Below are 26,687 nucleotides of genomic sequence, written 5' to 3'. Positions count from 1 at the left end.
TAGGCAATAGGCAATAGGCAATAGGCAATAGGCAAGAAGGCTTCTTAGTTGTACTAAGTGTTTTCTGAAATCAAATATGAGTCAGATAGATTATTCTGGCTGGCTACAGTATTTATTCATCTGATTGACTAACGTATCTGATTGCTTACCAAGAGTTGTAGCTGTTGTCAGTGCTGAGTCAATTTCGGCTCTAGCCTTTTGGATTTTTGCTCTCCCAGATTCTGAGGCTTGTGCTATTTTGGTCGCACCAAGCGCCCTACCTGCTTTGGCTACCGCTTGACTGAGATTCTGGAAAATTTTGGCAAAACTACTTTGAAATTCTTTCAGCTTAGGATCTGTTAAATTCAGTTCCTTAATAGATTTAGTCACAAATTCTAAATCTTTAGATAACTGTATGCTAGTGATTACTTGCGTCCCTTTATTTTTATCAATCAGAGAAGTTCCGGCATTCACAACTCGAACCAATCGCTGGCACTGCGAGACTTTATTTTCGCTGCAACTAGTAATCAATAAAGCAATGCTTAGGCTAACAGGAGCAATAACAGTATATTTATGTGAAACAGACATTAACACCCCAATAACAATAAAACCTAGTTGTATCCGATATTACGAGTAAATAAGGCAGAGGAGGCAGGGGAGGCAGAGGAGGCAGGGGAGGCAGGGGAGGCAGGGGAGGAAAGAGAGTTATTGTTCAGTAATTCTTTTCTCAAGAACAGCTTCTCTTCTCCCTCTTCTCCCTCTGCTCCCTCTGCTCCCTCTGCTCCCTCTGCTCCCTCTGCTCCTTTTCTCCCCTCATCTGGAATTACCAATCTATCGGCAAACCCAACTGGTCTAAAGTAGCACCATTTTGCAAAAGTGGCTGAATATTGCTGTCTATTTGAATACGACCACCAGAAAGTACTAAAGCGCGTTGAGTAACTCTGCCTAGCCAATGTAAGTCATGAGAAGCAATTAACATCACCTGTACAGGTAACTTTAACAACACTTGCGCTAATTGTCGCCGCCATGCTGGATCAAGACCGTTAGTTGGCTCATCCAAAATTAGAATTGTCGGTTCTAGGGCTAAAATCGAGGCTAGCGCGGCCAAGCGTCTTTGTCCACCAGAAAGTTCGTGGGCGGAACGATTAGCGTAGGCTTCGAGGCCGAAATCAGCTAATAACTGGCGGGCGCGATCGCTTGCCTCGGCTGGTGACATTCCATAGTTGCGTGGCCCAAAGGTGATATCTTCTAAGATGGTCGGCATAAATAGCTGGTCGTTGGCATCTTGGAAGCTATAGCCGATTTTGCGTCGTATTTGGGGTAGAGTTTTCGGTTCAACCGGGATACCATTAATCGTAATTTTCCCAGCTTGCGGTTGTTTTAAGCCGATTAGGTTCTCCAGCAAGGTGCTTTTTCCAGAACCAGTGGCTCCCATCAACGCCACGCGATCGCCCGGATTTAAGGTAAAGGAAATTTCTTGCAATACTGGCTCCTGGCGAGAATAGGCATACACCAGGTTCTCAACCTCGACCACGGCTGCGTGAGGGTTATGGATTGATGATTGGGGATTAGACGTTAAAGATTTCAAGATTCACAAACTCAATATTCACAACTGCTCTAAATTCTGTAAGAGGTTGAGGTAATCCCAGCAGCGATCGCCCAAGCTGCTAACAGGGCAAAACGCTCTTTTGGTCTGAGGGGAGAATCTATGGGTAATTGCCCGTTGTAACCACGAGTTACCATTGCCGCGTAAACTCGCTCTGCCCTGTCCAAGCTACGGAGATACAAGGCTCCAATCATGGCAGCACTGGCGTAGCGCAACCATCCCCCAGTTCCAGTTAGACCGCGTAATTGAGCGCTGCGTTGCATCCGCGTCACTTCTGAGAGCAAAATTTCCATATATTGACCAGCTAATAACAAGTTTTCTTTTAAAGGTGCTGGTACAGGTAAGCCTTTGAGAGCGATGCCGAAACTGTGGGGTGGTAAGGTTAACAAAAAACTATTCATCGTAACTAGACAAACCAGAGAACGAACTAGCAAGAAACTGGCTCGTTCCCATCCCAAGGGCAATGCCAGCAATGACAAAAAAATCAATTCTGTACCAAGTAATCCTCCCAAGCGGCGAATTGGTACGCGCAACAGCAAAGCCCACAAAAGTGCGATCGCGCCATATACACTTAAGCAATACCAAGCATGATGCTTTAATAAAGCTGCTCCCACTACAACCACTAATGACAGTTGCAAACGTAACGGTAAGGAAAGTTTAAGCATTTTTTGGTTTCACCACCTTGGCAATCCCAAAGGCCACAGCAAAACAAACCGCAGCTCCCACAAGTCCAGCGATACTTGTACCAATTGGCCCCAAACCCTCGATACCATAGTCAGCTAAGGGAGTCGGCACAATTACCCGCACTTTACTGGCTAAGTCGATGAAGCCGGTGTTTTCGGCGACTTTCTCCAAACCATCAGGCCATGCTGAGGCAAAGAGCGACAGTACTCCCGCAATCAAGAAAATGGTGACAATGGGTACAGACCAACCACGAAACTCCTGCTGCTCTCCTGGTAATAAATCTGGTCTGGCTGTGGCTAAATAAGTCAGCACGCCACCAGTAATTATTCCTTCGCCAATGCCAATCAGAATATGCACACCAGCCATAGCTGGTAAAACTATGGCTACGGATGCAGTTCCTGAAAGGGCTAACTCAATGGCACAAGCTATGGCGGCTACCACTACACTTAGTCCAGCAGCTATACCAGAAGCCAAAGGTAAGCGCCCTTTAGACCCCCCAAATAGCCGCTGCAAGGTTTGGGTTAAAACCCAGCCAACCCAAACACCAACTACTGCCATGTTCAAAATATTCGCTCCCAAGGCTGTAATGCCACCATCAGCAAACAGCACAGCTTGAATAATTAAAACTGTGGCGATACACAATGTTCCTGCCCACGGACTACCCAAAACGATCGCAGCTAAGGTTCCCCCCAACAAGTGACCACTAGTACCCCCTGCTACGGGAAAATTGATCATCTGGGCGGCAAAGATGAAGGCGGTGGTTAGTCCTAGCATGGGCGCACGACGAATACCAAAAGCCTGTTGCGATCGCTCGAAGGCAATAAAGAGTGCTGCTACACTCGCTAAACCAGTAGCCCCTGCCACTGGAACAGAAACAAATCCATCAGGAATATGCATGATCTACCCTGTATTTTAGATGTTCATTTACTCAATACAAGCAATAAAACAAAGGCATTAAATTAATAACAAACAAAATTTTCACCTTTTTTGCAATGCCCTCTTGGGGGATTTTATGCTGTTACTTTCGAGAGATTTACAATCTAATGGCTGCTAAATAGTATACTTATTTTTTAATATATTAAATTTTGTTAACTTTATTTTTATATATGTCGCTAAATATTGATAAATTCTTGAAAAAGTGGAAAAACTTGACTTTAATAAGCTAATATGCATTTCATTTACATATTCTCAATCGCCAAAAGGCTGGCTAAAATTACGTTTCTTCTCTACCAGACGTTACCCAAAAAATTTTAATTTTGAATTGCTTTGTTGCGCGATTGAGATATAGTTATTACTATTTATAGCAATTTTTATTTATTTGAACCACGTTTGTCGTAGGGGCACAGAATTGCTATGTCCAAAAGCGGAAGTTTATTTACTAAATAGTCTTGATATTTTTCTGGATTTAAGAATAATTCCAAAGTTAAAGTTCAAGATTCAGAATTTAATTAGCTCTTGATTCAGATTCACTACTTTCTTGTTTTCCACCAATTTTAAGATTTTGTGAACCAGTACTTAATCAGTAAGTGCAAATAACTAGAAGATGGTGTAGTTAGCGTAACGCACCAAAAACCTCAAATGGCGCGTTACAGTCTCCATAACACATTCTACAACTACTATTTTTTCACGAATGATTACGGATTGGTTAACACAAAAAAGTCTTCACATGTCCAGAGAAACTGTATATTTGCTGACTTAGCTGACTTAGTGGTACAGTGTTGATTGTATAAAAAAATTATATAAACCTCAATAAAATACCATAAACATAAGTAGTAAAATGTAAAGTTTAGATGAAGTTGAGGAAAATATTTGTAATTGAGGCACGAGAATTACTAAACTTTTTCAGAACAGCTAACTGTAACAAAAATATTCATCAATTTTGACAACCAAGTTCAGTCAATAAAGCCAGCAGATGTTTGGCTATATTTCCCTCGGTCTTTACACATCCTTGTTCTGTAATGTGAAATTATGAAGACAAACTCATCCAACTCGCTGTTAACAGTACCAACTGGCCCACTAAAGATTTCAGAGTTGCCCCCTAACAGTGTCGCTATAAGTGGTGAATCTATCTTTCTATCCCTGGTAATTCCTACTTATAAAGAGCGTGACAACATCAAGAATGTGGTCAGCATATTGAGTCAGTTACTGGATGAATCTATTCCAGGAAGTTATGAACTGATTGTGGTAGATGATGATAGCCCAGACCGAACTTGGGAAATAGCCCAATCCTTGACGACAGAATATCCCCAGCTGCGGGTGATGCGACGCCAACAGGAACGGGGGCTGTCCTCAGCAGTGATTCGGGGATGGCAAGCAGCCACAGGGAACGTATTGGGGGTGATTGATGGAGATTTGCAGCATCCACCAGAAGTGCTGATGCAACTGTTGGGTAGTGTTAAGCAGGGAGCAGATTTGGCAGTAGCTAGCCGTCATGTGGACGGAGGCGGTGTTAGTAGCTGGAGTGTTGTCAGGCGTTTCTTGTCTCGTGGCGCTCAGTTGTTAGGCTTAGTGATTTTACCGGGGGTACTGGGCAGAGTTTCTGACCCTATGAGTGGTTATTTTATGGTGCGGCGGAGTGCGATCGCCAATGCAACACTCAATCCCGTAGGATACAAAATTCTCCTAGAAGTAATTGGGCGGGGAAAAGTAGACCAAGTTGCCGAAGTTGGCTATGTGTTCTGCGAACGCAAAGAGGGTGAGAGTAAGGTGACATGGAAGCAATATATAGATTACATCCACCACTTGGTACGGTTGCGGCTCTCCACAGGACGGGTAGGACGATTGAGTAGAAAAGTCAATTTCCCTATTGGTCGATTTGTCCGTTTTGGGTTTGTTGGCTTGAGTGGTGTGTTTGTGGATTTAACGGTGTTTCACTTGCTGCTTACTGTGATTCATTTAGGTTTAACTCGCAGTACGATTCTGTCGGCCGGAGTGGCAATCGTAAATAATTTTCTATGGAATGATTTATGGACTTTTGGTGATATTTCTCAGAGGCAACCCGATCCACGTCAACGTTTCAAGCGATTCTTGAAGTTCAGTGCTGTCTGTTTGGCAGGAGTTATATTACAAGCTCTAATAATTAACTTTCTCTATAATGTCTTGGAAATAAATGAGTATTTAGCTAAGTTGATAGCGATCGCAGTTGCTACCATCTGGAATTTCTGGATTAACTTGAAACTTAGCTGGCGCGTCACTGACGTGAAATAATCACAACGAGGGATTTGAGATTTTGATTTTTGTTTTTAGATTTCAGAACGAACTTAAATCTTAAACGTCAAATCTACAAATCCATTCCTGTGAGGCCTGGCAATGAGAGTTATTTTCCAAGGTGCATTTTATTTTTCCAGAAAAATTGTCTCTTTGCTACCTACATCTGCTACCCATTTCCTGCCTATGGTAGTTACAAGCTCTGCCTCACAACCCAAGCATTGGTATAATTGGCAAGCTCGTATCCCTCCTTATTGGGTTAACCCCTTGCTGAACTTGATGTGGTTAATCATCGGCATCAGTTTGCGTCTAGCCAACTTGACTGCAAAGCCTCCTTGGACTGATGAGTTTTCCACCTTGGTGTTTAGTTTGGGGAATACTTTTTTATCAGTACCCCTAGATCAAGCGATCGCACCTGATATCTTATTACAACCACTGCAACCAAACCCAGCAGCTAGTATTGGTGATGTAATTCATAACTTAGTTACCCAAGATACCCACCCTCCACTGTATTTTGTGCTGGCTTACCTGTGGATGAAATTATTTCCCAGCGAAGGAGGATTAGTATCGCTATTTGCGGCGCGATCGCTACCAGCTATAATCGGTGCTGCCTCTATTCCATGTGCTTACGTATTAGGTAAGGTAGCGTTTCGTTCGCCATTAGTGGGACACTTGGCTGCTGCCATGATGGCAGTATCACCTTACGGCGTATTTTTAGCACAAGAAGCACGCCATTACAGTTTGGCAGCCTTATGGGTAACTGCTTCCCTCATCTGTTTAGTAATTGCCACACGTCATATTCAAAACCGCACACCTTTACCCATCTGGATAGCACTTTTATGGGTAGTAATTAATGCTTTAGGTATTGCTACTCATTATTTCTTCAGCCTTACCCTATGCACAGAAGCTGTAGTTTTGATTTTTCTTGCTTGGCTTCAATTGCAGACTAGCACCAAATTTTCTCTCCTCTTCTCTCCTCCCTGGCGGCGCATCTATGCCGTTGCTGTAGGTACTTTTGTGGCGGGTTTAATTTGGCTACCAATCTTTTTAGAGAATAGAAATCGGAGTAATTTGACCGAGTGGATTCGAGGTTCGCGCGAAGGACTAGATTGGTTAAGCCCAATTTTTCAGGCTTTAGGAACATGGATTGCAATGATTTGTCTGTTACCAGTTGAATCTTCACAGCTATTAGTTGTGATTCCTTCTGGACTGGTGACGCTGATTTTCTTTATTTGGGCAGTACCAATTTTGCTGCGTGGGCTTAAGGTGCAACTACAGCACCCAGAAAACCGGATTATGATTCAGGTGCTTGCTGGAGTAGTTATCAGTGCGATCGCTTTATTCTTTATCTTTACGTACTTTTTGGGAATTGACCTGACTAGGGGTGCTAGATATAACTTTGTTTACTTTCCTGCGATCGTTGTTTTACTAGGCGCAAGTCTCGCAGTTTGTTGGCATTCCTCCAAAGAATGGATAGGAACAGAGCAAGGAAAAAATGGAATAAAAACCATAGGCAGATGGGGAATAAACGGTAAAAAAGCCGTGATGTTAATTTGGTTAATGGGATTTGCCAGTGCAGTTACAGTAATCTGCAATCTCGGCTATCAAAAATACTATCGCCCTGACCTGTTTGTGCAATTAATCCAACAAACATCCCCAACATCAGTACTGATTGCCACTACCCACAAAACTTATATACACACTGGGGAAATGATGGGGGTAGCTAGGGAGATTAAACTTGCTAATGCGCTCCAAAATCCTCTGTTTCTCCTTGCCCATCAAGACCAAGACCCAAATACTTCTACTATTGCTCTAGAAAATACTTTAAAGAAATTACCACGACCTTTTGACTTGTGGCTGGTAAACTTTCACGCACCCGTAGCAGAAGCAGTCAAAACATGCGTTATGTCTGATGCTCAATCTTTGCCAAAGGTAGATGGCTACGAATATGAACTTTATCATTGTCAATAAGCTGGGGAGTGGGGGATGAGGGAGCAGGGGGAGCAGGGGAGGCAGGGGAGGCAGGGGAGAACTTGAAACAAGTCTTTCCCCTAGGCATTGAAAGCTAACTTTGGTGTGCAAGTATCCGCTAATGGAGAACAGCTAATTTTAGTTGATGAATCAGGCTACCCAATTCGCGGGGAAACTTTAACAGCACTGATGGTAGACATGATTCTGACGGCTAACCCCAGAGGAACAGTAGTAGTGCCAGTTCATGCTTCCAGTGCTATTGAACAAGTCGCCCGTCGCCACGATGGCAGAGTGATTCGCACTAAAGCCAACCCTACAGCCTTAATGGAGGCTTGTCAGAAAAATCCGAATGTGGTGCTAGGAGGTAGTGGAGAGACTGGTTTTATTTTCCCGCAACTGCATCCGGGATTTGATTCCATGTTCTGCATTGCCAAGATAATTGAGATGTTGACTATACAGGAGCGATCGCTTGCTGCTGCGCGATCGGAATTGCCCCGTGTAATTCACAAAACTTATACAGTCCGTTGCCCCTGGACAGCCAAGGGTGCTTTGATGCGTTACTTGGTGGAAACTCACCCAGCCCAAAACCTAGAACTCATCGATGGAGTGAAAATTTGTCAACCCTATGATGACAGTTGGCTGTTAGTTTTACCAGATGCTAGCGAGCCACTGGTGCATTTGTATGCAAATAGCAACGATCGCGAATGGGTAGATGAAACTGTGAGAAACTACCGCACCCGTGTTCAGACTTTTGTGGAAAGACAACAAGAATATCAACCGGCAGAAGTTTAATTCATAATTCGTAATTCGTAATTGAATTTTTTAATTACGAATTACGAATTAGCAATTACGAATTATTTTGAGGGGGGTTCAAAATTATTATTGAGAACATTCTGGTAAATTTTTCTTAGCGTAATTGCAATCAAAATAAATTAAAGCTTCTCTAGTAGAATCAAATCCTCTAGTTGTAGTACGTGGGCTACTGGTTGGACTTGCTTCATATAGCCAAATTTTTAAATAGTAACTACTATTATCATCGCTAGACCATAATTCATAACGGTAATCACCTCCTGAACCCTGACTATTTAAATAGTCAGCTAATGCTTTATTTGATGCAGACAACAAGCTCAATACAGTCAAAACAGGAATTACGGCTACTTTTAGTATTTGGATTAATTTCATAAATGCACAAAAAATTTACCTTCTCTAGCTTCATTCACCGATGTATGTTTTGAAACTAGTAATAATTCGGAATATTGTGTGAGTATATCTAAGCCACTTACTTACAGTAAGTAGGGATTCAATGAAAGTCTGTCCGCCTTTTCAGTTTGTTTCCTGAAATACTTTACAAAAATTTACTTAAATTAAATGATAAAAACTTTCAATAAGTCTGGTAGGATATCTTCAAGCTTATTGAGATAGATATTCATTAAGCTAAGAATATATTTCAACAAGGCAAATAGGTATCCTGGCGATACCTTCTCTGCGAGACGCTTCTCTTCGAGAGGCTTCGCCAACGCGAACGCTAACGCAAATTCATATATCAGGTGAAAATATGTCGAAAAAAATCGGTCTGTTCTACGGTACTCAAACTGGCAACACTGAATCTGATGCTGAAAAAATTCGGGATGAGTTTGGTGGTGATGTTGTAACATTACATCCCATTTATGAGGCGGACGCTACTACCTTTGATGAGTATGACTTGCTGATTATTGGCTCTCCCACTTGGGATATTGGTCAACTTCAGAGCGATTGGGAAAGCTTTTTGCCTGATCTGGATGAAATAGATTTTAGTGGTAAGTTGGTTGCTTATTTTGGTGATGGCGATCAATATGGCTATGCCGATAATTTCCAGGATGCAATGGGAATTTTGGAAGAAAAGATTTCCCAGCGCGGTGGTAAAACTGTTGGCTACTGGCCAACTGAGGGTTATGACTTTGAGAATTCTAGAGCTTTGAAAAATGGCAAGTTTGTGGGATTGGCACTCGATGAAGGTAGTCAATCTGATCTAACAGACGAGCGAATTAAAACTTGGGTTGCTCAGTTGAAGACAGAATTTGGTTTGTAGAAAGCCTTGGGTGCGTGAGATCCCCGATTTCTTATAGAAGTCGGGGATCTGACAACTAGTGAAATTGATAATTTAGAAATTATAGGTATTTATGTCTGATTCATTTGATGTTCTGTGGTTAAATGCTAGTCCTATTTTGAAGCGTTTTGATAAACCATTACTTGAATATTTATCTGGGTATATGAGAATCGCCCAGTGGGAATACCAGCAAACCAAAGATGAAGCCAGTTCCATAGATCAAGCTGTGGAGTTGCTATATGAGTTTTTAGAGTGGCGCGATCGCCCCGTACATTTGGCAGGTCATGGGATGGGTGGTGCGATCGCCTTAACCTTTGCGCGGCGATTTCCTGAAAAAGTGCGATCGCTAACTCTGCTGGGTATAGCTGCTCAACCTGCAAACAATTGGCAAGCTCACTATTACTTTCAACGACAACTTTTTAGCATCAGCCGTGAACTAGTTCTAGCAAGCACCGTTCGCAGTCTTTTTGGAAATCAACCACCTCATACTACTAAAAAGTTAGTAGCTGCCTTAGATAAAGATTTAGAACAATCTCCATCATCACACTCTTTATTTAAGTTGGTTTATTTACCCAAGGGTGGAGTTTCTATGCCAATGATGGTATGTGGTAGCAAGAGCGATCCGGTAGTCAACTCAACTGTATTGCATGACTGGTTGAATTGGTTGAAGCCAGAAGATAAGCTCTGGGAATGCCCAGAAGGGTATCATTTTTTTCACTACTTCTATCCTCAACAGGTTGGCGAACAAATTTTGAGTTTTTGGGAACGCCACAATCTGCATTTGGTGGAAACATCTGCGCTATCTTTTAGCACTTCTACAAATTAGTAAGATACAGAAGTGCGATCGCCTTTGGTGTTGGCGCTGCGTAGGCGTAGCCCGTCGTAGACATTGGTAATCATTTCACCACTAATTATTGATGGTTCATCAGGGATTTCCAAATAAAAAACATTCAACTTTTCTTGTGGGGTGGGCGAGACGCCCGCCCGTAAGCAAGGGCGGACAAGATGTCCACCCCACAAGATTGGATAATTTATTTCTTGATAATCCCTCATCTCAAGCTGGGTGTAATCATTCGGATAGGCGTTCTCGAAAATAAAGGCGATATAAATTACAAAGGCATTGAACTTTATTTTTTTTAAATTCAATTAACCCCAGACTGCGTAATTTAAAACTTTGTGCAGAGTCTAACTTCACAGGAATATCACTCTCAATCACTTTTTTCATCGCTGCTTTTAACAATTTGTCTTCTTCTAGCAATGAAAGATAGGGATGTAAAAAGCCTCTAAATAATCCCTCATCAGTGGGAGCAACTTTCAAGAACTCTTCTAAAGTTAAATTACCTGTAGCAATTTGATAAAGAGCAGTCCTTAATAAATAAGGATGACCATCAATCATTCCCCTTAATTGTCCGATTTCTGTATCTGACCAATTTAATTGATGTCGTTGGACTAATTCTTTTATTTGTGTGGCGTTTAATTCTCCAATTTCAACAGATAAACCCACATTAAAGGGAGATTGATTGACATTTATAGAAACATATACTTCTTGAGAATGAGCAATTACTAAACGCAATTTTTGCCAAATTTCTTCGTTTTTACCGTTTTCATGCCAAGCTCGGAGCAATGCAAAAAATTCTTGAGCAATTTCGGGATAAGGAAAAATTTTATCAATATCATCTAAGCCTAATACAAGGGGAACATCAAGATTTTTTAATAAATAGTCTTTTAAATAATTAGTGCAGTTTACTTGACTGCTTAATCGTTTTTTCCAATATTTATCTATTTGTTCTTCTAGCCCTAATTCATAACTCAGAGTTGCACAGAATGCCTGTAAGAAATTATTGAGATCGGTAAGATTTTCTTTACTCCATAAATTAAGAGAAACTGTGCGATAACCTTCTTGTTTACTATGGTTAAGAATGCGACTCATTAAAGAAGTTTTACCCATCTTTTGCGGCGCTTTGATGCGGATTAACGCCCCTGGTTGCAGGATGGACTTATTACAATTAATTTCCACCTCTGGACGCTCGATATAAAAGGGGGAGTTAAGAGGAACTTGACCATCAGGATTTTCATAAATCACAGAGGAGTTATTCTGTTTGACTTCTGGTGTTGGTTGTTCAACAATGGTTAGATTAATTAGCAATTGTTGCTTAATAAACTGACTTACTCTCTTGTAGACTAAATTCTCTCTTGATTTTGGTTTAGCGATAGAAAGATGGTCATCATCTGTAGCGATAGGTTGGACATCTCTGATGCCTGGGTTAGCGCTATCTGGGTCTACAACTAAAAAACCTTGAATGCGCTTCGTTTCATAATAAACTTGTGTAGTAATTTCCAAGGAGTCAACATTTTGCCGATACCACTCGTTAAGTTGACGCAGTTGGGGAATGTGTGATTTCAATTCATTAACACTAACAGAGGTTCGTGCCAAAATACCAATTTTATCGACTAAGTTGGCGAGATGAGAACCAGTGTGAGGGGTGGATAGAAATACAATGCCTTTTGTCTGTTGAATAACTGCTTTTTTTTGAAATGTATGTGCATTACGCAGCATTTCTTTAATTAATAATCCACCCATACTATGAGCAATAAAAATTATTGGGTATTTTCCGATATCATCAACTTCTAAATATGCTTGTAAATTACTAGCTCTATCAAAGAGTGGCATTGTTGAACCTCTCCATTCAAAGGGTTCAGCTTTGTAGCCAAAAGACCAAATACCTAAATCTGGTCTTTCTTGTGCAAGCCACGTTAACCAGAAATTATCATCGTCGTGTCGTTCTTGCGGATGCCAAGTTCCTCGTGCGTGGCCACCTAACCCGTGAACAAAAATCACATCCCCGCAGCGCTTTGGGTTGTCACATCCCGATATTTTGATTAAACCAGTCATCTCTGCGGATTCAGGTTTTGGGGGTTTAGAAAAAATGTTAAAGGGCATAGATATTATGGGGAGAATTAGAGGATGACAAGTTCTTTTTATGCCACGATCGCAGCGCGACTTAAAACTAGGATACAGCGATCGCGTCACTACTCGGACTACGGTGTACACATAAGTCGTATCACCCCCCTTATAAAGGGGGGAAATAAGATTTCCGGTTCCCTCCCCTTTACAAGGGGAGGGTTAGGGTGGGGTAAAACCGGTTTAACAACTTGGCATCCGGCTTTTTTGGCGTTGGGTAAAACTTTGAATGAATGTGCTGCTAAATATCGGGGTTTTTGTAAGAAGTATAAGCCAAAAGCGAAAACAGAAAAGCACTATTTTTGGGGTAATCAATTTTTGCCTAAAGTAATTAAAGGCAAAGGAAAAAAAGCATCACTAGGACAGATGCGATTGCCTTGGGATACTTGGGAGGCAAGTAATCTAGAAATTATTGATGTGGCTGAGAAATTTATTTTTGCTAATTGTTATAGTCCGCAAGTTGCAGGGATGATTTTTAGAGGTCACAGTCAATGATTTGAGATGAAGATAGGAGCAGTGTCTCTATTTATCACTAAAGATGTCTTTTTTACAGGAATTTGCTACTTTTTGGTAATATCAGCGACTCACTCATTCGCTCTTCTCAGTTCCCTTTATGTTGTTTGTTTTTTTCTTTGTGCATTGCCTAGTGCCAGGTATCGAATCTCCCAAAGCCTTATTACTGCATGGGAAATATCCCATAAATAAATCTTTATAATTCTCTGAAAGCCTTATCTGCTAAAATTTACAAGTCTCTGCAAGAAGAGAAGAGTAAGGACTCTCTCACAATTCGTCTCACTTTTCCCCATCTCCACGGGAGTTCTCCTCTCATCGAAATTGATACTTCCCTCCCATCTCCCTTCAGGTTCATGGGTAATTCATCCTCACTTCTCCACTCCCCATCCTGTCCTTTCCATCCCACATTTTTTGTAAAATCATTATACCCTTTCTCGTTCCAATTTTTCCATTCTCCCTTCTCCCAATCAAAATCGAGAGAATTGCCACTAGCCAAATATATTTTTTTCTGGACACTATAACCAAAATACCCCTTAGAGTTATTTACCCAAAGTGTATCTAGTTGTTTTAAATCCTTACAATTAAAGTTTTTGACATCAATTAAATTTAAATAGCGTTGTTCTTCTTTTCTTGCTGAATAGAGAATAAACTGCCAATTTTTTGAATCCGCCTCCCTCCATCGATGTTCCTGCATTAAATAGTCTAATTCATTTAATAAATGTTCCTTTAAAGATTGATCATATACTTGATTTGAACCGTCTAATTCTTTAAGTTTACGATAAAGTAAAGCTACAATATCAGCATTGCCATTGTAGAGAATATTTTGAGTAAATAACTCAACATTAGATTTAAACTTAGATTTTAGACTGCTGATATGCTCAAATGCTTTCTTGTAATCAACTAAAGCCTTAACTTGGTCTGATAGTTCCTCTAATTTACCTTTAACACAGTTAATATAAACTAAAATAGCTAAATCGGTTGAATTATTGTCAATTTGGTTTTCTATTATTGATAATTCTTTTATACTTCCAGCAAAATTATTCTCAGCAGTTTTTAATTTTAAAGACTCTGTTTGATTTCGCTCTTTTCCTTGATCAGCTAGGTATTGATATCCTAAAACTAGCGCACTATCTAATAAAATCTCTTTTAGCTTGGGATTCTCAATTTGATCTTGCAAAACCAACCCTGCAATATTCAAAGACTCGTTTGCTTCGTTTGTTTTTCCTTTTTGTTGCAATTGAGAAGCCACTGTTGATAATTCTCTAATTTTAGCAATAGATTGTTCGAGTTCATTTATGGTTATTTGAATAGCCGCTAGTTGATTCTCTGCGTTCTGTTTAGCTTCAGCTTCAATTTGTCTAGCTCTTTCTGCCGCTTCCTTTTCTTTCCTTTCTCTTTCTAATTCTGCTTGTCTTTCTGTTTCTACTAGTTCCTCTTCTCGCTGTAGTGTGCGACTAGCAGCTAAAAATTCTCCATCTTGAAAACTTAAACTTTTACCTTTTGCCCAACTTTCCGCTTCTACTAAAGCTTTCCCCCGCAATAACCGAGACTTATCCTGTTGTTTTGTCCACTGACGATAATTCTCTGCATAAGGACGCAAACTGGCTAAAGTTTTCTCAATCCATAAATTGTCAAAAATGGTTTGATAAATCTGGTTATAAACTTTTAATTTATTCCCTTTGTTAACAACGATTCCCGCTAACTGTAAATCACTCTGTTCAATACTATTATCAATATCTATTCCGCCTGAGTGCCATACTTGTTGATATAAATCTAACAAGTATGCCGCTTTCTGTTCATCTCTTTTTAAAATCCTATTCCGAATTGTTCTAAAATGTTCCGGTTCATCTTGAGATTCCCAATTCTCAATCACTCGACTTCTGACTAAATTCTCTACAAAAGCAGCTTCCTCACCTGGGGGAATTATAGTTTTAGATTTACGGACAAATTCACAAACTTTCTGAGTCAAAAATGGTTGTCCTCCAGTCCAGTCTAAAATCTCTTTGAGTATGGCTTTGGGGTTGCTAGTTTGTCCAGACAATCCCTTGATTAAAGGTAAAGCTTCTGCAAATTCAAAGCCGATTAACTCAATTCCTTTGCCAATATTAAAAGGAGTACGCTTTTTATCTTGAATTAACTCAGATGGGGTGGCGACTCCCAAAAGCACAAAAGTAATGCGTTGATATTCAGGATTATCAACTCTTTGATTAAAGAAAGCTCGGATTAAAGCAAAAAAATCATCAACCGGAAATTTTAAACTGAGAACACTATCAATTTCATCTATAAAAATAACAATCTGTGTGGAAACTAATTTGAGTAATTTATCAATAAACTTACCAAAAATCTGCACATCAGAAAACCGGGAATTTTTTTCCCATAACTCATCTATATCAAACTGCTCACCTAAGTTTAAACTTTCAGAACCAGCAATAGTATCAATAATCCCAGAATACCATTGTTCCGGCTTTAGCCCTGATGTCCCAATTGCGGTTAAATCAATAGATACACAAGCAATTCCTTCACCCTGTAACCTTTGCATTGTGCGGATACGCAAACTAGATTTACCCATTTGTCGAGAGTTCAAAACAAAACAAAACTCTCCAGCTTTCACAGCCTGATACAAATCTGCATCAGCTTTGCGTGTGACGTAGGTAAGTGCATTAGCAGGAAGACTACCACCAAATTGATATTGATAATCTTCGGGAACAGGCGAACTTGTAGTCATACTTTATATGGCTAATAGTTTAAATTATACCTAGAAATCGTATTGAGGTACTTCAAAGTCGTGTTGAAGTACTTCAAAGTTGTGTTGAGGTACTTCAAAGTTGTGTTTAGGTACTCCAAACTTTGTCGCACCGCCATTAAGTACACAGGTGCGTAGGCGTAGCCCGCACTTCTCTACGAGACGCTGCGCGAACGGCAAGCTCAGTGACCACCGTAGGCATCGCTTTTATAAATCTCCACAAACAAAGCGATGGCTACGACCTGACTTTTCACGGTATCTGAAAAACCTCTCTCTAAATCTCTCTCCTTCTAGGAGAGAGACTTTGAATTTTACCCTGAAAGATGGTGAAAGTTCGATAATGAAAAAGATTGACGCGGCCATTTTTGGTTGTTCAATCCAATAACCTCACCCCCACTCTACAAAAATTATGCAAAATCTCACTACTTATTCCTTTCTTTCTTCTGCCTTCTGCCTTCTGCCCTCTGCCTTAAGGCGCGTAACCTTTCATCATCACCAAAAGTTGCCAAGAGCCAGAATTACTCGCAATCCTGAAGTTATGGGTGGCAAACCCTGCATTCGGGGAATGCGTATCACCGTTGGTACTATCGTCGGGTTAATGGCTTCTGGACACAGTAATAGTGACATCCTTAAGGCATATCCCTACCTCGAAGAAGCCGACATCTATGAGGCACTTGCTTACGCTGCATGGCGGGCTGAAGAAATTGAAGTCCCTCTTAGAAGTGCATGAAAATTTTGATTGATATGAACCTTTCCCCTGATTGGGTTGCGGTTTTTGAGAAGTACAATATCTCTGCTGTCCACTGGTCTACGGTTGGCGATCCCCGTGAGAAAGATTCAATAATTATGGAGTGGGCAAGAACTAATGGATATATCGTCTTTACTCACGATTTAGACTTCGGTTCCCTGCTCGCTCGCTGCTACAGGTGCTGATACTCCCAGTGTCATTCAGGTTCGTACCCAGGATGTTTTGCCAAAAAGTATCGAAAATCTAGTTATTTCAGCCCTGAATCAGTTTGAGTCTTCACTAGAGACAGGCGCATTAGTCACTGTTGACCAAGCCCAATCTAGGGTGCGTATTCTACCGATTAGACGCAGATAGTTTTAGGGAAAGATTGCTAACTCAGTTTCCGGGTCAAAAAAGTGAATTTTCTCTGGAGTTAGCGATAACCAAAGTTGCTCTCCAGGTTGTACAAATCGGTCTGGTGGTATTCGCACTTGTAGGGAATTGGCTGTAGTAGCAGGTTTAGATCCCGGTTCGGCAATCTTAACAGCGAGAAAGGAATCGTTACCTAAATTCTCTACCAAATCTACTTGCACTGGTAGATTTTTGGTGGCAGGCATACTCAAGTTCAAGTGTTCTGGGCGAATGCCTAAAATTAGAGTCTTCCGATCATATTTTTGTAAAGCTTTTCCCCAGACTTCTGGGAGGGTGAAACGCAACTGGGAATGAGTAATCAACTGTGGAGCATGAAATTCTACAGGAATAAAATTCATCGGTGGTGAACCAATGAACTCTGCTACGAAAAGATTGGCAGGGCGGTTGTAAAGTTCTAGGGGAGAAGCAACTTGCTGAATTTTACCCTCAGACATAATCGCAATGCGATCGCCCATTGTCATTGCTTCTGTTTGATCGTGGGTAACGTAAATTGTTGTTGTCCCCAATTGGCGCTGCAATTTGACAATTTGAGCGCGGGTTTCCGCCCGAAGTTTGGCATCTAAGTTAGAAAGCGGTTCATCCATTAAGAATACTTGGGGGTCACGCGCGATCGCTCGTCCCAATGCAACCCGTTGTCTTTGTCCCCCAGATAGCTGTTTGGGTAAGCGATTCAGTAATGTTTCGATTTGTAACAATTGAGCAACACTACGCACCTGCTCATCCACCGCCCGTTCTTTGTCAGAAATGTATCGCAATCCTTTAGGTAACTTTCTGGTCGCCCCTACAAAAAGATTTTCCGCCCAGGTGGGGAGTGGGGAGCGGGGAGTGGGGAGTGGGGAACGCTGATTTTCCCTATTCCCTAATTCCCTGCGACGCAACCCAAAAGCGATGTTGTCATACACCGTCATGTGAGGATAGAGGGCGTAGTTTTGAAACACCATTGCGATGTCGCGTTCTTTGGGTGGTAGGTCATTTATCAAGCTATCGCCTATCCAGATATTGCCGCCAGTCATCACTTCTAACCCGGCGATTAATCGCAGTAAGGTGCTTTTACCGCAACCAGAAGGGCCTACCAGCACCATAAATTCGCCATCTGCGATCGTCAGGTTAATTCGCCGCAAGACATTGACACTTCCCGTACGCTCTTGCGCTGCATCATTCTCCCCAGATGTCAGGGGAGATTGGGTTTGTGAGCTAACACTTTCCCCTTTACGTGGGGAAAAACTTTTATAAACGTTTTCTAAAATAACTTGGGACACAACTGTTAATTATTAATTATTGTCATTGGGCATGGGGCAAAAAAAGTTCTGAGTTCTGAGTTCCGTTAGCGGTAGCAGGGCGTTGAGCCAGTGCTGAGTAAAGACACTCCTAAAGGGCATTGGGGGAGAATCACTAATGATCAATGACTGATCACACTTTAGCGCTCATAATAATACACTTCAGGGTAACTGAAACTTTGGCAGATTTCAAAACCCTTTATACAAATAAAGGGTAGCTATTAACCTAGAACTTTAGTTTGAGGCGGGCGAGTCAAGCTTTCAGTTAAGCTACTTTTTGCTTAAGTTGAAACCAATGGTTATAGGGACGCAAGTAAGCAGCAATGCTTTCACTCAAATCTATTTTTTGATACCAAGTACGAATTTGTCCTTGGGCTGGTAACTGTAAAACATTACCTACAGAAAGTTCAATTTCAGTGAACTTTGCGGACAAAAAAAGTGGCTCTGCAAACAGCAGAACCACTAAAGCTTTCGCAAATTTGTTTTAACTTAACGAACTGCCCCTTGAGCAGAAACAGTATCAATCGGTTTCATTAGGTACAGCCGCAATAACTGCCAGCCATTGGAGATGTAAAGTGGCAGTTTTTGGAAGATTTGCAGGAATTTGGGAGTGTTGGAATTAGCGATCGCACCCAACTTCTCGTTATTGCTTATACAAGTATCCAATCGCTGATAAAACTCTGGATTTTCTACATCCAGCATCAGTGGGAATACGCGACCTGCATTCTCGTTAGTCTTCTGAATTACATGGATGTCGTATTCTCGCGCATCCAATCCCAGGGTTGCATAAAAGTCCTTGCGTTGGATGTCATTGAGATACATTGTCGCAAACACCGACAACAAGAAGAACCGACTCCACAGCCGTGCTTTCCAATCATTCAAGATTTGCGGCTGAGATTTCATGATCGCATCAAAGAAATCGCCGTGACGGTTTTCATCTTGACACCAGTTCTCAAAGAACCGGAAGATTGGATAAACCCGGTCTTCGGGATGTGCTTCTAAATGGCGATAAATGGTGATATAGCGCCAATAACCGATCTTCTCAGAAAGATAAGTAGCGTAGAAGATGAATTTCGGTTTAAAGAAGGTATAACTGCGGCTCTTAGTCAAAAACCCTAAATCTAAGGACAGATTAAAGTCTGACAAAGCTTTGTTCAAAAAGCCAGCGTGACGTGCTTCATCCCGTGACATCAGGTTAAAACACTCTGCCAAGACGGGGCTTTTTCCTTTCAAGCGACGGCCAAGTTCTTTATACAGCAAAAAGCCGGAAAACTCTGCCGTACAAGACCGTTCTAGAAACTCAACGAACAATCGGCGAGTTTCCCCGTCAATATGATCCCAGGATTGTTCAAACTCGGCATCCCGAACAAAGTGATGGCGGTTGTAGTCAGTGCGGAACTCTTCGAGAATGGCTTGTAACTCGTCTTCATTGACGGAGATATCCATCCGCGCCATTTCATCAAAATCGGTAGTATAAAACCGAGGTGTTAACAGGGTTTCTTTTGCCGGGACTTTAATCCCTGGCCGGATTTCTTCAAAGCCTGGTTTTTTGAGGGAATCTACCATGTCTTGATTGCTCTTTCGTCTTTATTATCTTAAGTAGACCAGAAAGCCAAGGTTAAAGCTCTGGCAAGGCTTGACAGCCCACAATAATCCAATTGTATAAAGTTCAGTCTACCAAGGTGCGGGTGAGAAATTTGTAAGCAAAAGATTAAGAGTTGCAACAATCATTCAATGTTTACGGAACCAAGAATCGCGGATTAGTAGTCAAATAAACGTAGTTCAGTGATTAGCACTGTTTAAAACAAGTGAAGTAATACGCACCTGTTGTATCTCCAAATACTGCTATCTCAGTAATTTTCTATAGTTGTTACTACAACATAGAAAACCCGTCTTAGACAACAAGAGCAAATCTACAGGGTTGAAAAGCAAGATGAATCTTGAAAACAATCAACATAAAGACCGACTTCTTGTCTCTTATATCTTGTGTGCAGTCGGATTTATCGGAGTGGGAGGATTGCACCGTTTCTACAATGGCAAGATCGGAACTGGTTTGTTCTGGCTGTTAACTGGTGGTGTGTTTGGTATAGGGCAGGTCGTAGATTTGTTCTTTATCACCGATATGGTTGACAACTACGAACACAAGCTGAGGCTAAAAGCAGGTGTATCTCCCTTCGGTGTGCCGTTGAATCAAGCAGTGGTTGCCTCTCAAGTCCACCGCCCAACAGGCAACCAACTAATGATTAAACTGATTGAAGCAGCGGAATGCAAGGGTGGTATTTTAACTGTCACTCAAGGCGTGAAGTTCACGGGAGCTAGCTTTGCTGAAGTTGAAGCTACTCTCAATGAGATGTATAAATCAGGTTATGTAAAAATAGATAACGACCCCAATACTGGAGCCGTTATCTACCATTTCCATGAACTTTAAATTGTCATTTGTCCTTTGTCCCTTGTCAAAAAACCAATGACTAATGACTAATGACCAATGACTAATTTATACCTAGCCACTTTTGTCCGTCCAAGCGCTGAACTAAGCCAAATACCAACAAATCGAGGGTAATTTTGCGCTCATCGATTAAGAAGGACTCAAGAGTGCTAGGTTTTTTGCCTTCATTACAGGAAAATCCCTTTTTCCCTTGAATATCTTCTTCGGGGAAATAGAGGTTAAACTGACGTTGACCTTTTTCTTTCCAGCTGCCGATAATTTGCCAGCATTCTTGGGCAGATTCAAAGCCAGTGATTGGCATTTTCTGCTTGGCAAAAGACACCTGTAAATCTTGCACACCTTGTTGAGCGATCGCTTTTTGTAAAGCTGGTAAGTAGTCTTGCTCAATGAACTCTACAAATGGCTTATCTTCAACAGATGGGGCTTTTTCCTTCTTGGCGGCTTTAGCTGCGGCTGCGGGTTTTTCTTCGGCTGCGGCTGGTTTTTCGCCTACTGCGGCTTTAGCTGCTGGTTTTTCTCGCTTAGGGGGTGTAGCAACTGGTTTGGCAGCATTTGGGTTAGTTTCTGGATTTGCGGCTTTAGGGTCTGGCGCGTTAGCAGTAGGAATGTCTGTGGCTTCGGGTGAGTCTGTACTAGGAGCGTGTTCTTCAGCCACACTGGGAGCTTGTTTATCAACAGTGCTGGGAGCTACTTCTCCCGCTTGATTGTGATTGGTTGGGTCTGCCATTGCTCAGGTCAATCCTTTAATCTAGCTTTTGGAGCGATCGCTCACCTTGATGTATCGGGTATTTTCATTTTGACATACTAGTGCAGCAGGGCATTAATAACTGTCTAGTTAAAAATAACGCAAAGGTTTAAGGCATAAGCTTTTTTCTACTTCAAATCCCCTTAAATCCCATAGCATTTTCTACCTCTTGCTGTGCTGGAGTAGAATTCACCTTGCCAGACGCAACTCTGCTAGAAGTCTTACGCCAAATGCCAAGCTGGCTCAAGAATATGCCTACTAAAATCAAGCTACCGCCAATATATTGAGGTAGCGTAGGAATTTCACCCAAAATTAAATAGGCTGATAAAATACCCGCAATTGGGCTAAATGTGCTAACTAAAGAAGCCATAGATACAGTGGCAGTTTTCAAGCCTTTAATCCAAAAAGACTGACCTAATACCACAATTAACCCACCATAGAGAAACATCCATTGCCACAAGAACGGTGAGAGAACATCAGCAAAATGATCGCTGCCATAGAGGACTAAAGCAGTAAGGAAAAAGATTACAGTTCCTAGTGCAGTCCGAAAAATGCTATAGATTCCCAAAGGTATCTGCGAAAGGTATTTTTTACCAATAATTGTAGAAGTGGCTAGAGCCACAGATCCTACTGCGGCCAAAATTTCCCCTATGCCTAAACCGAAATCTCCCATGTTGATCATGGCTTCTGCTGGGGACTGAAGGATGATGGTTAGGATAACACCTATAAAAGCTGCGATCGCTCCGATAAATTCCCAAATATTTACCCGTTCCCTCAATAACCAGACTGATAAAGCCAGAGTTAAAGGCGGTTCCAAACGTCCTACCAAGATGACATTGTTCACCCCTGTGAGTGCAAGTGCCTGAAAAATTAAGCCAGGGGCTAACGCTCCTGATAAAATCGCTACTGTTGTTAGACTGACCCAATCCGTCCTTGAGAATTGCTTCAAAGTAGCTTTGTTCCACTGTCGCCCATAGATTAGGATCAGAAGTATCAAGGCGCAAAGGTTTCCCACGAATAAAACATTACACAAAGAAATTGGATTGCGTAGCTTGCCGCCGTAGGCATCGCCGATAAAATGTTCAGCACCAATTTCTGTTAGCTTCCGGGTAACTGCACCAGATGCTGCAAAAATTAGCATTGCTAGCCAGAGATATGTTTGCCCCGAAACTCTATGGATTAGGCGATGTGGCCTTTTGGGTCTAGTCACAATAACACTACTGCAATGAAAGCATTGCTCATTAATTATATTAAGTTGCTCTCATTCAGTTCAAAATGAGGTTTTGGTGAGAAAATACTTAAGCTATTCTATAACTTTAAACTACATAGTTGCCTGAGAAATTCCTGAGAATCAACTAAATTTTCTCAAAGGATAAATTCATGAAAATAGTGGCTTAGTTTCAATCAACTCTCACTCCCACCTGAGATGCTTGGCATATTCAGGATAGAACAAAGAAGAGGAATAACAAATGAAACTCGCCCCATTACTTACAAGTTTTGCTTTGGTTGGTTTTTTCACAGTTTGGGACGCACCATTAAAGGCGATCAATCCGTCATTAGTCCAAGCATCAGCAGCCGAAGAAATGTCTGTAGCACAGAAATTAGATTTGCTTACTAAGAGTAAGGGTCAGATTGGTAGTGGTGATCAACTGCGTCGTTTCTTTTTTGCTGACTTGGAGCCAATCGGTATCCAGCTAGGTGGTGCAGGTCATGTAGTCAACCTTTATAACAAAGCTAATGATGTCACATTCGCTTACTGTTCGCACTACGATGTGATTGTAGCGATTAAAAAAGGTAAGGTAACAAAGTTTGAACCCAGTGAAGTGAAGTAATACTAAATCTACTTTCCAATTAATATGCTGAAACCAGAGGAGCAATTTGATTACATCTAGGTTGCGAGTCTGACAGCTTGGAGTAACAGATACGTCTCCGGCTTTGCACTGTGCGTCTACGCCCTAGAAAAAGTCTAATCTTGTGCTCCACGAAAAAGAATTAACGTTATTGCAGAATAAGGTTAAATAGCAAAGGTAAAAAAAACTCTTTTTACTTTTGTTATTTAACCTTTTGTTAATTATTTTTATTAAAGATATTTCTAACTGAATAGACTAATAGCGATCCCCTGCATAAATTGATTAATTTAATGGATTATTAAATTAATCAATTTATGCCTATAACAATAACTTTAGTAAAGGTATTAATTAGCTACAAAATGTTATTTATAGAAATTATATCTATTTGTGAAACTGTACAAAATCATCCTTGCTCGGCAGACCTGAGGATTGAGCAAATTGTTCTATCCAAGCCCACAGGTAATCGGTAGCGGTTTCAGCAGGAGAAAGTATACTTGTGTATTTAGTTGTTCTCAATGATGATTCCTTTGTTCAAACGATGAAAGAAGCATATCAGCAAGTAAAAACACTTAGCAACTACTAAACCTTAACCAAAATGTTATTAAAACTTAACAAATAGAAAATTTTCTCTTAATATTACTCAAATATATTGATATTAAGATAATTCCAAATACAATTATTAACCTTAAAATTTGACTTTTAATTAGGTAAATAAAAGACGTTTAACTCTCCGTTGTTTTAATACAATTTGGAAATAGTGGGTTCCTACAAAATGTATGTAAGTGTAACTAGATGTAGTTTTGAAATTTGTATCCCCAACATCAAGTTATCACATATTCTACTTTCACAAATTGAGCAAATAGTAACTACAACAGTCTTGAGTTAAGTCGTCCTAGCCTGTTTACAGTCAAAGGTTTAGTAGTGTTTCAATTTTGCAAGCTTATAGACTATATAAGCAAAGTTAAGATAACGCAGACTAGCTCTAAATCTTAGCCTGCGAAGGAAAGCTTTTGTTTGTGTCGTTAAAGACTTTTAGTCGGATAGCAATTTGCACATATTGAATACTGCATATTTGGAATATTCCCAAAAGTTTAACAGGTTTCAACAAGGAGAAAATTCTCATGGCACTCTACGGCTATACCATTGGAGAAGATCGTGACGGCAACGCTAGTAATGGCAAGCAACTTGACGTTTACCGCTTTTTGATCCCTGCTGCACCTGGAGGTACTATTACTCCCACACGAGTAGGTACAGTCAATCTCCCAGCTAATGCTACTACCGCAGATTTAGAAGGTTTGGGAACTAACCCCATTACTGGAAGGGTTGGTGCAGTTAACGAAGCACGGGTCACTGGTCCCACAACACCAATTGATCCAACTGTTACTGTCGTTAATAATGTAGATCAGCCTTTTGCTCCAGCCACGACCTCACCAACTCGTACAGCATCTGACCGTCGTTTTGGATTTGAGTCAGGTGCTGACTTTAATCGTAGTGCTTTATACAACATTTCAGGGAATCCGAATCCCGCCAATGGACCAGTAGGAAGCTCTCTTTATAGAATTACTACAGCTAACCCTGGAGTTATTAGCCTTGTAGATAACTTTGGTCCAGCTACTACTGCTGCACAAAGACGAGGAACTCAACCTACCAACTCTCAATTTGCCGATGGATTAGCTATCGACAATCTCAATCCTGGTAATACTCGCGCTCTTGCTAGCGATTTCAGGACTAATGATGGAGATGGAAACCAGCTTTACAAAGTAGATTTGCTTACTGGTCAGCTATCTGCACCGATTGCTCTGAGAACTCCTTCAGGGCAAGCTTTGAATCTCAACTTAGATTCTGGGTTGTCATTTACTAACAGCGGTTCTCAAAGATTGCTCGGTTGGGTGGAAACTGGCGCTGTCTATGAGATCACAGGCTACCAAGATGAACTTGCTGCATCAGGTTTAGGTTTAGGTAGTGCTGGTGGTGCTAATGGTGCTGGTTTTGCAACCGCCACCTTGCTTGGTAACGTTAATTTACCAAATGCTGTGAGTGGAGTCGTTGATTATGAAGGCTTTACGATTGTTAATGAATAACAATCGTTAGGATACTCTTTCTTCAACTCTTGTAAAAGTAGTTTTTATAAGAGTTGAAGAACGGAGCTAAAGATAAAAAAATTTTATGTGCCAAACTACCTTTGTAGAGACTAACTAGATTTTTATTTTTATTTGAAACCAATCTTTTAAGGCTGATGTACTAGTAGTTTGGGTTGATCAACGCGAAACCCAACATTCATACCAAGTCTTATGCTTCGCTGTGCGACGCCACTATGCATCTTTCAAAAAGTTAATATAATTTCCATGCTCAGGGTAAGCAAGTCTAATTATATGTTAAATAATATTAATAATTAAAGTGGCGTAATCCAATAAGTAATGCCTCGGACAAGTTGTTTTTTAAAACCAAACAGAGGTAAATTCTCTTCAGGTAAGCCCACATAAGTCCAATGTGGGACATCATTTGCTACAGTTTGAAACCAACCATTTTGATTAAGAGCTTTTCTTTGTTCTTTACTACCTACGCGTAAATCAATTGCTAATCCCCAGAGATGTTGTGAAGTTCCAGGAGGGGCAACCACACCGAGAATTTTTGTTTCTTTGCCCTCCTGAACTTTTGCCAAAATTCGATTGTTAGCATATTTATGCCAAAATTTTAAATTCGTATTGAAAGTGCGAGTACAATCACCAGAACCATAACCAGATTTTAGCGGTATTTTTTGTAGCGATCGCGCTTGATTTAAAGCATCAGCTGCTGGCTTTTGTAAATAACAATCTTTAGTGCCATTAACATAACCCATTGTTAAAGTAGCTTGAAATTCTTGGGTTTCTTGTTCATTAGCAAAGATATATTTTGGCGGCAATTTAATCTCGACATTTTGATTTACAAAGGCTGCACCATATGCTCGTAGCAAAATATATTCATAAGTACCAGGCAGGGGAACTGGTAACTTCCTAGCGATCGCAGATAAAAAACGCTGTTGCTCATTTAATTCGGGGTTGGGAATAAATGGTTCTAATATTGTCTCTTTAGAAGTATCTGTACAAACTAATAAATCATTACTCAAGCATCTATTTAATGGTTGTGCAGTTCTAGCTAATTTTTGTTGGGTAATCTCATTACTAGCTACTAAGATAAAAATCATCAAGATAACTATACTAATAAAAGTTGCCTTTCTGATAATTCTAGGAATGATTTTTTTCTTTCTGATGGGTAGTTTCATTTTTAAATAATTGGTTAGTGGATTTAAGAATAAAAGCGCTAGATAAGTTTCTTATAATCTGTTATTAATTAATTGCAAGCGAAAATGAAAAAAATGAGAGAGCAGATAATCCATAAGGTTGATATATTTTTCTATATAGCTTATGCAACCTATATAATATAAAACTGTAATAAATCAGCTTTTTTCATAGCTAATTA

General features: G+C 40.7%; 25 protein-coding genes and 1 pseudogene. 11 read left to right on the top strand and 15 right to left on the bottom strand.

Annotated features, from left to right (window positions below; genetic code table 11):
• Positions 1-90: 90 nt before the first annotated feature.
• Genes VB740_RS24165 through VB740_RS24145 form a run of 5 tightly spaced genes read right to left on the bottom strand, consistent with a single transcriptional unit; the run spans position 91 to position 3,166 of the window.
• Positions 91-567, bottom strand: a complete 477-nt coding sequence (locus VB740_RS24165; RefSeq protein ID WP_323202411.1) for a hypothetical protein — start codon at positions 565-567, stop codon at positions 91-93.
• A 23-nt stretch (positions 568-590) separates the two neighbouring features.
• On the bottom strand, positions 591-809 hold the full coding sequence (locus tag VB740_RS24160; RefSeq protein ID WP_323202410.1) for a hypothetical protein: 219 nt from the start codon (positions 807-809) through the stop codon (positions 591-593).
• Positions 803-1,567, bottom strand: coding sequence for an ABC transporter ATP-binding protein (locus tag VB740_RS24155; RefSeq protein ID WP_323202409.1), 765 nt, complete (start codon positions 1,565-1,567; stop codon positions 803-805). The genes VB740_RS24160 and VB740_RS24155 overlap by 7 nt, the downstream gene beginning before the upstream one ends.
• A gap of 29 nt (positions 1,568-1,596) precedes the next feature.
• A complete protein-coding gene (locus VB740_RS24150) occupies positions 1,597-2,250 on the bottom strand; it encodes an energy-coupling factor transporter transmembrane protein EcfT (protein WP_323202408.1) in 654 nt (217 codons plus the stop codon).
• A complete protein-coding gene (locus VB740_RS24145; protein ID WP_323202407.1) occupies positions 2,243-3,166 on the bottom strand; it encodes an energy-coupling factor ABC transporter permease in 924 nt (307 codons plus the stop codon). Before VB740_RS24145 ends, VB740_RS24150 begins: the two co-directional genes overlap by 8 nt.
• A 1,071-nt stretch (positions 3,167-4,237) precedes the next feature.
• On the opposite strand from VB740_RS24145, the gene VB740_RS24140 reads away from it, so the two are divergent.
• The 3 genes and pseudogenes from VB740_RS24140 to VB740_RS24130 form a co-directional block, all read left to right on the top strand.
• Positions 4,238-5,476 (top strand): glycosyltransferase, encoded by a 1,239-nt coding sequence (locus VB740_RS24140; RefSeq protein ID WP_323202406.1) that lies wholly within the window; start codon positions 4,238-4,240, stop codon positions 5,474-5,476.
• Between the two features lie 102 nt (positions 5,477-5,578).
• Positions 5,579-7,447, top strand: coding sequence for a glycosyltransferase family 39 protein (locus tag VB740_RS24135; protein ID WP_416290521.1), 1,869 nt, complete (start codon positions 5,579-5,581; stop codon positions 7,445-7,447).
• Positions 7,448-7,531: 84 nt separating this feature from the next.
• Positions 7,532-8,239: pseudogene (locus VB740_RS24130) on the top strand (mannose-1-phosphate guanylyltransferase); the annotation flags it as partial.
• Positions 8,240-8,326: 87 nt separating this feature from the next.
• Here VB740_RS24130 and VB740_RS24125 read toward each other — a convergent pair.
• Positions 8,327-8,629, bottom strand: a complete 303-nt coding sequence (locus tag VB740_RS24125; RefSeq protein ID WP_323202405.1) for a hypothetical protein — start codon at positions 8,627-8,629, stop codon at positions 8,327-8,329.
• Between the two features lie 373 nt (positions 8,630-9,002).
• Between VB740_RS24125 and fldA the strand changes: the two genes are divergently transcribed.
• Positions 9,003-9,515, top strand: a complete 513-nt coding sequence (gene fldA, locus VB740_RS24120) for a flavodoxin FldA (RefSeq protein WP_190899654.1) — start codon at positions 9,003-9,005, stop codon at positions 9,513-9,515.
• Between the two features lie 91 nt (positions 9,516-9,606).
• Positions 9,607-10,359 (top strand): alpha/beta hydrolase, encoded by a 753-nt coding sequence (locus VB740_RS24115; protein WP_323202404.1) that lies wholly within the window; start codon positions 9,607-9,609, stop codon positions 10,357-10,359.
• Here the strand turns inward: VB740_RS24115 and VB740_RS24110 are convergent.
• Together VB740_RS24110 and VB740_RS24105 are read right to left on the bottom strand one after the other, a co-directional pair.
• Positions 10,356-10,586, bottom strand: a complete 231-nt coding sequence (locus VB740_RS24110) for a hypothetical protein (RefSeq protein ID WP_323202403.1) — start codon at positions 10,584-10,586, stop codon at positions 10,356-10,358. The two genes, VB740_RS24115 and VB740_RS24110, sit on opposite strands and share 4 nt — an antisense overlap.
• 16 nt (positions 10,587-10,602) lie before the next feature.
• Positions 10,603-12,474, bottom strand: coding sequence for an AAA-like domain-containing protein (locus VB740_RS24105; protein WP_323202402.1), 1,872 nt, complete (start codon positions 12,472-12,474; stop codon positions 10,603-10,605).
• 24 nt (positions 12,475-12,498) lie between these two features.
• Between VB740_RS24105 and VB740_RS24100 the strand changes: the two genes are divergently transcribed.
• The gene (locus tag VB740_RS24100) at positions 12,499-12,990 is read left to right on the top strand and encodes a hypothetical protein (RefSeq protein ID WP_323202401.1); all 492 of its coding nucleotides are present in this window, start codon (positions 12,499-12,501) and stop codon (positions 12,988-12,990) included.
• A 247-nt stretch (positions 12,991-13,237) separates the two neighbouring features.
• On the opposite strand, the gene VB740_RS24095 is transcribed toward VB740_RS24100, so the two are convergent.
• A complete protein-coding gene (locus VB740_RS24095) occupies positions 13,238-15,733 on the bottom strand; it encodes an AAA-like domain-containing protein (protein WP_323202400.1) in 2,496 nt (831 codons plus the stop codon).
• 520 nt (positions 15,734-16,253) lie between these two features.
• Between VB740_RS24095 and VB740_RS24090 the strand changes: the two genes are divergently transcribed.
• Positions 16,254-16,481 (top strand): DUF433 domain-containing protein, encoded by a 228-nt coding sequence (locus VB740_RS24090; protein WP_323202415.1) that lies wholly within the window; start codon positions 16,254-16,256, stop codon positions 16,479-16,481.
• Positions 16,478-16,684: a DUF5615 family PIN-like protein gene (locus tag VB740_RS24085; RefSeq protein WP_323202399.1), complete on the top strand. Its 207-nt coding sequence runs from the start codon at positions 16,478-16,480 to the stop codon at positions 16,682-16,684. Before VB740_RS24090 ends, VB740_RS24085 begins: the two co-directional genes overlap by 4 nt.
• A 171-nt stretch (positions 16,685-16,855) precedes the next feature.
• On the opposite strand, the gene VB740_RS24080 is transcribed toward VB740_RS24085, so the two are convergent.
• From VB740_RS24080 to acsF, 3 genes are all read right to left on the bottom strand, one after another.
• Positions 16,856-18,169 (bottom strand): ABC transporter ATP-binding protein, encoded by a 1,314-nt coding sequence (locus VB740_RS24080; RefSeq protein WP_323202398.1) that lies wholly within the window; start codon positions 18,167-18,169, stop codon positions 16,856-16,858.
• Positions 18,170-18,452: 283 nt separating this feature from the next.
• Entirely contained in the window at positions 18,453-18,620 is a 168-nt protein-coding gene (locus VB740_RS24075) for a hypothetical protein (RefSeq protein ID WP_323202397.1), read from the bottom strand.
• Positions 18,621-18,676: 56 nt separating this feature from the next.
• Positions 18,677-19,753: a magnesium-protoporphyrin IX monomethyl ester (oxidative) cyclase gene (gene acsF / locus VB740_RS24070; protein WP_323202396.1), complete on the bottom strand. Its 1,077-nt coding sequence runs from the start codon at positions 19,751-19,753 to the stop codon at positions 18,677-18,679.
• Positions 19,754-20,120: 367 nt separating this feature from the next.
• On the opposite strand from acsF, the gene VB740_RS24065 reads away from it, so the two are divergent.
• A complete protein-coding gene (locus VB740_RS24065) occupies positions 20,121-20,615 on the top strand; it encodes a TM2 domain-containing protein (RefSeq protein WP_323202414.1) in 495 nt (164 codons plus the stop codon).
• Positions 20,616-20,676: 61 nt separating this feature from the next.
• Here VB740_RS24065 and VB740_RS24060 read toward each other — a convergent pair whose 3' ends face one another.
• Together VB740_RS24060 and VB740_RS24055 are read right to left on the bottom strand one after the other, a co-directional pair.
• Positions 20,677-21,360 (bottom strand): DUF2996 domain-containing protein, encoded by a 684-nt coding sequence (locus VB740_RS24060; protein ID WP_323202395.1) that lies wholly within the window; start codon positions 21,358-21,360, stop codon positions 20,677-20,679.
• A 151-nt stretch (positions 21,361-21,511) separates the two neighbouring features.
• Entirely contained in the window at positions 21,512-22,588 is a 1,077-nt protein-coding gene (locus VB740_RS24055; protein WP_323202394.1) for a DMT family transporter, read from the bottom strand.
• 259 nt (positions 22,589-22,847) lie between these two features.
• Here VB740_RS24055 and VB740_RS24050 point away from each other — a divergent pair, with 259 nt between their 5' ends.
• Positions 22,848-23,210 (top strand): hypothetical protein, encoded by a 363-nt coding sequence (locus VB740_RS24050; protein WP_323202393.1) that lies wholly within the window; start codon positions 22,848-22,850, stop codon positions 23,208-23,210.
• A gap of 1,139 nt (positions 23,211-24,349) precedes the next feature.
• Positions 24,350-25,309 (top strand): water stress protein WSP1, encoded by a 960-nt coding sequence (locus VB740_RS24045; protein WP_323202392.1) that lies wholly within the window; start codon positions 24,350-24,352, stop codon positions 25,307-25,309.
• 311 nt (positions 25,310-25,620) lie between these two features.
• Here VB740_RS24045 and VB740_RS24040 read toward each other — a convergent pair whose 3' ends face one another.
• On the bottom strand, positions 25,621-26,490 hold the full coding sequence (locus tag VB740_RS24040; protein WP_323202391.1) for a D-alanyl-D-alanine carboxypeptidase family protein: 870 nt from the start codon (positions 26,488-26,490) through the stop codon (positions 25,621-25,623).
• Positions 26,491-26,687 lie beyond the last annotated feature (197 nt).

The sequence above is a fragment of the Nostoc sp. UHCC 0251 genome (assembly GCF_034932245.1).
GTDB lineage: Bacteria > Cyanobacteriota > Cyanobacteriia > Cyanobacteriales > Nostocaceae > Nostoc.
This window is presented reverse-complemented; position numbering and strand designations above follow the sequence as displayed.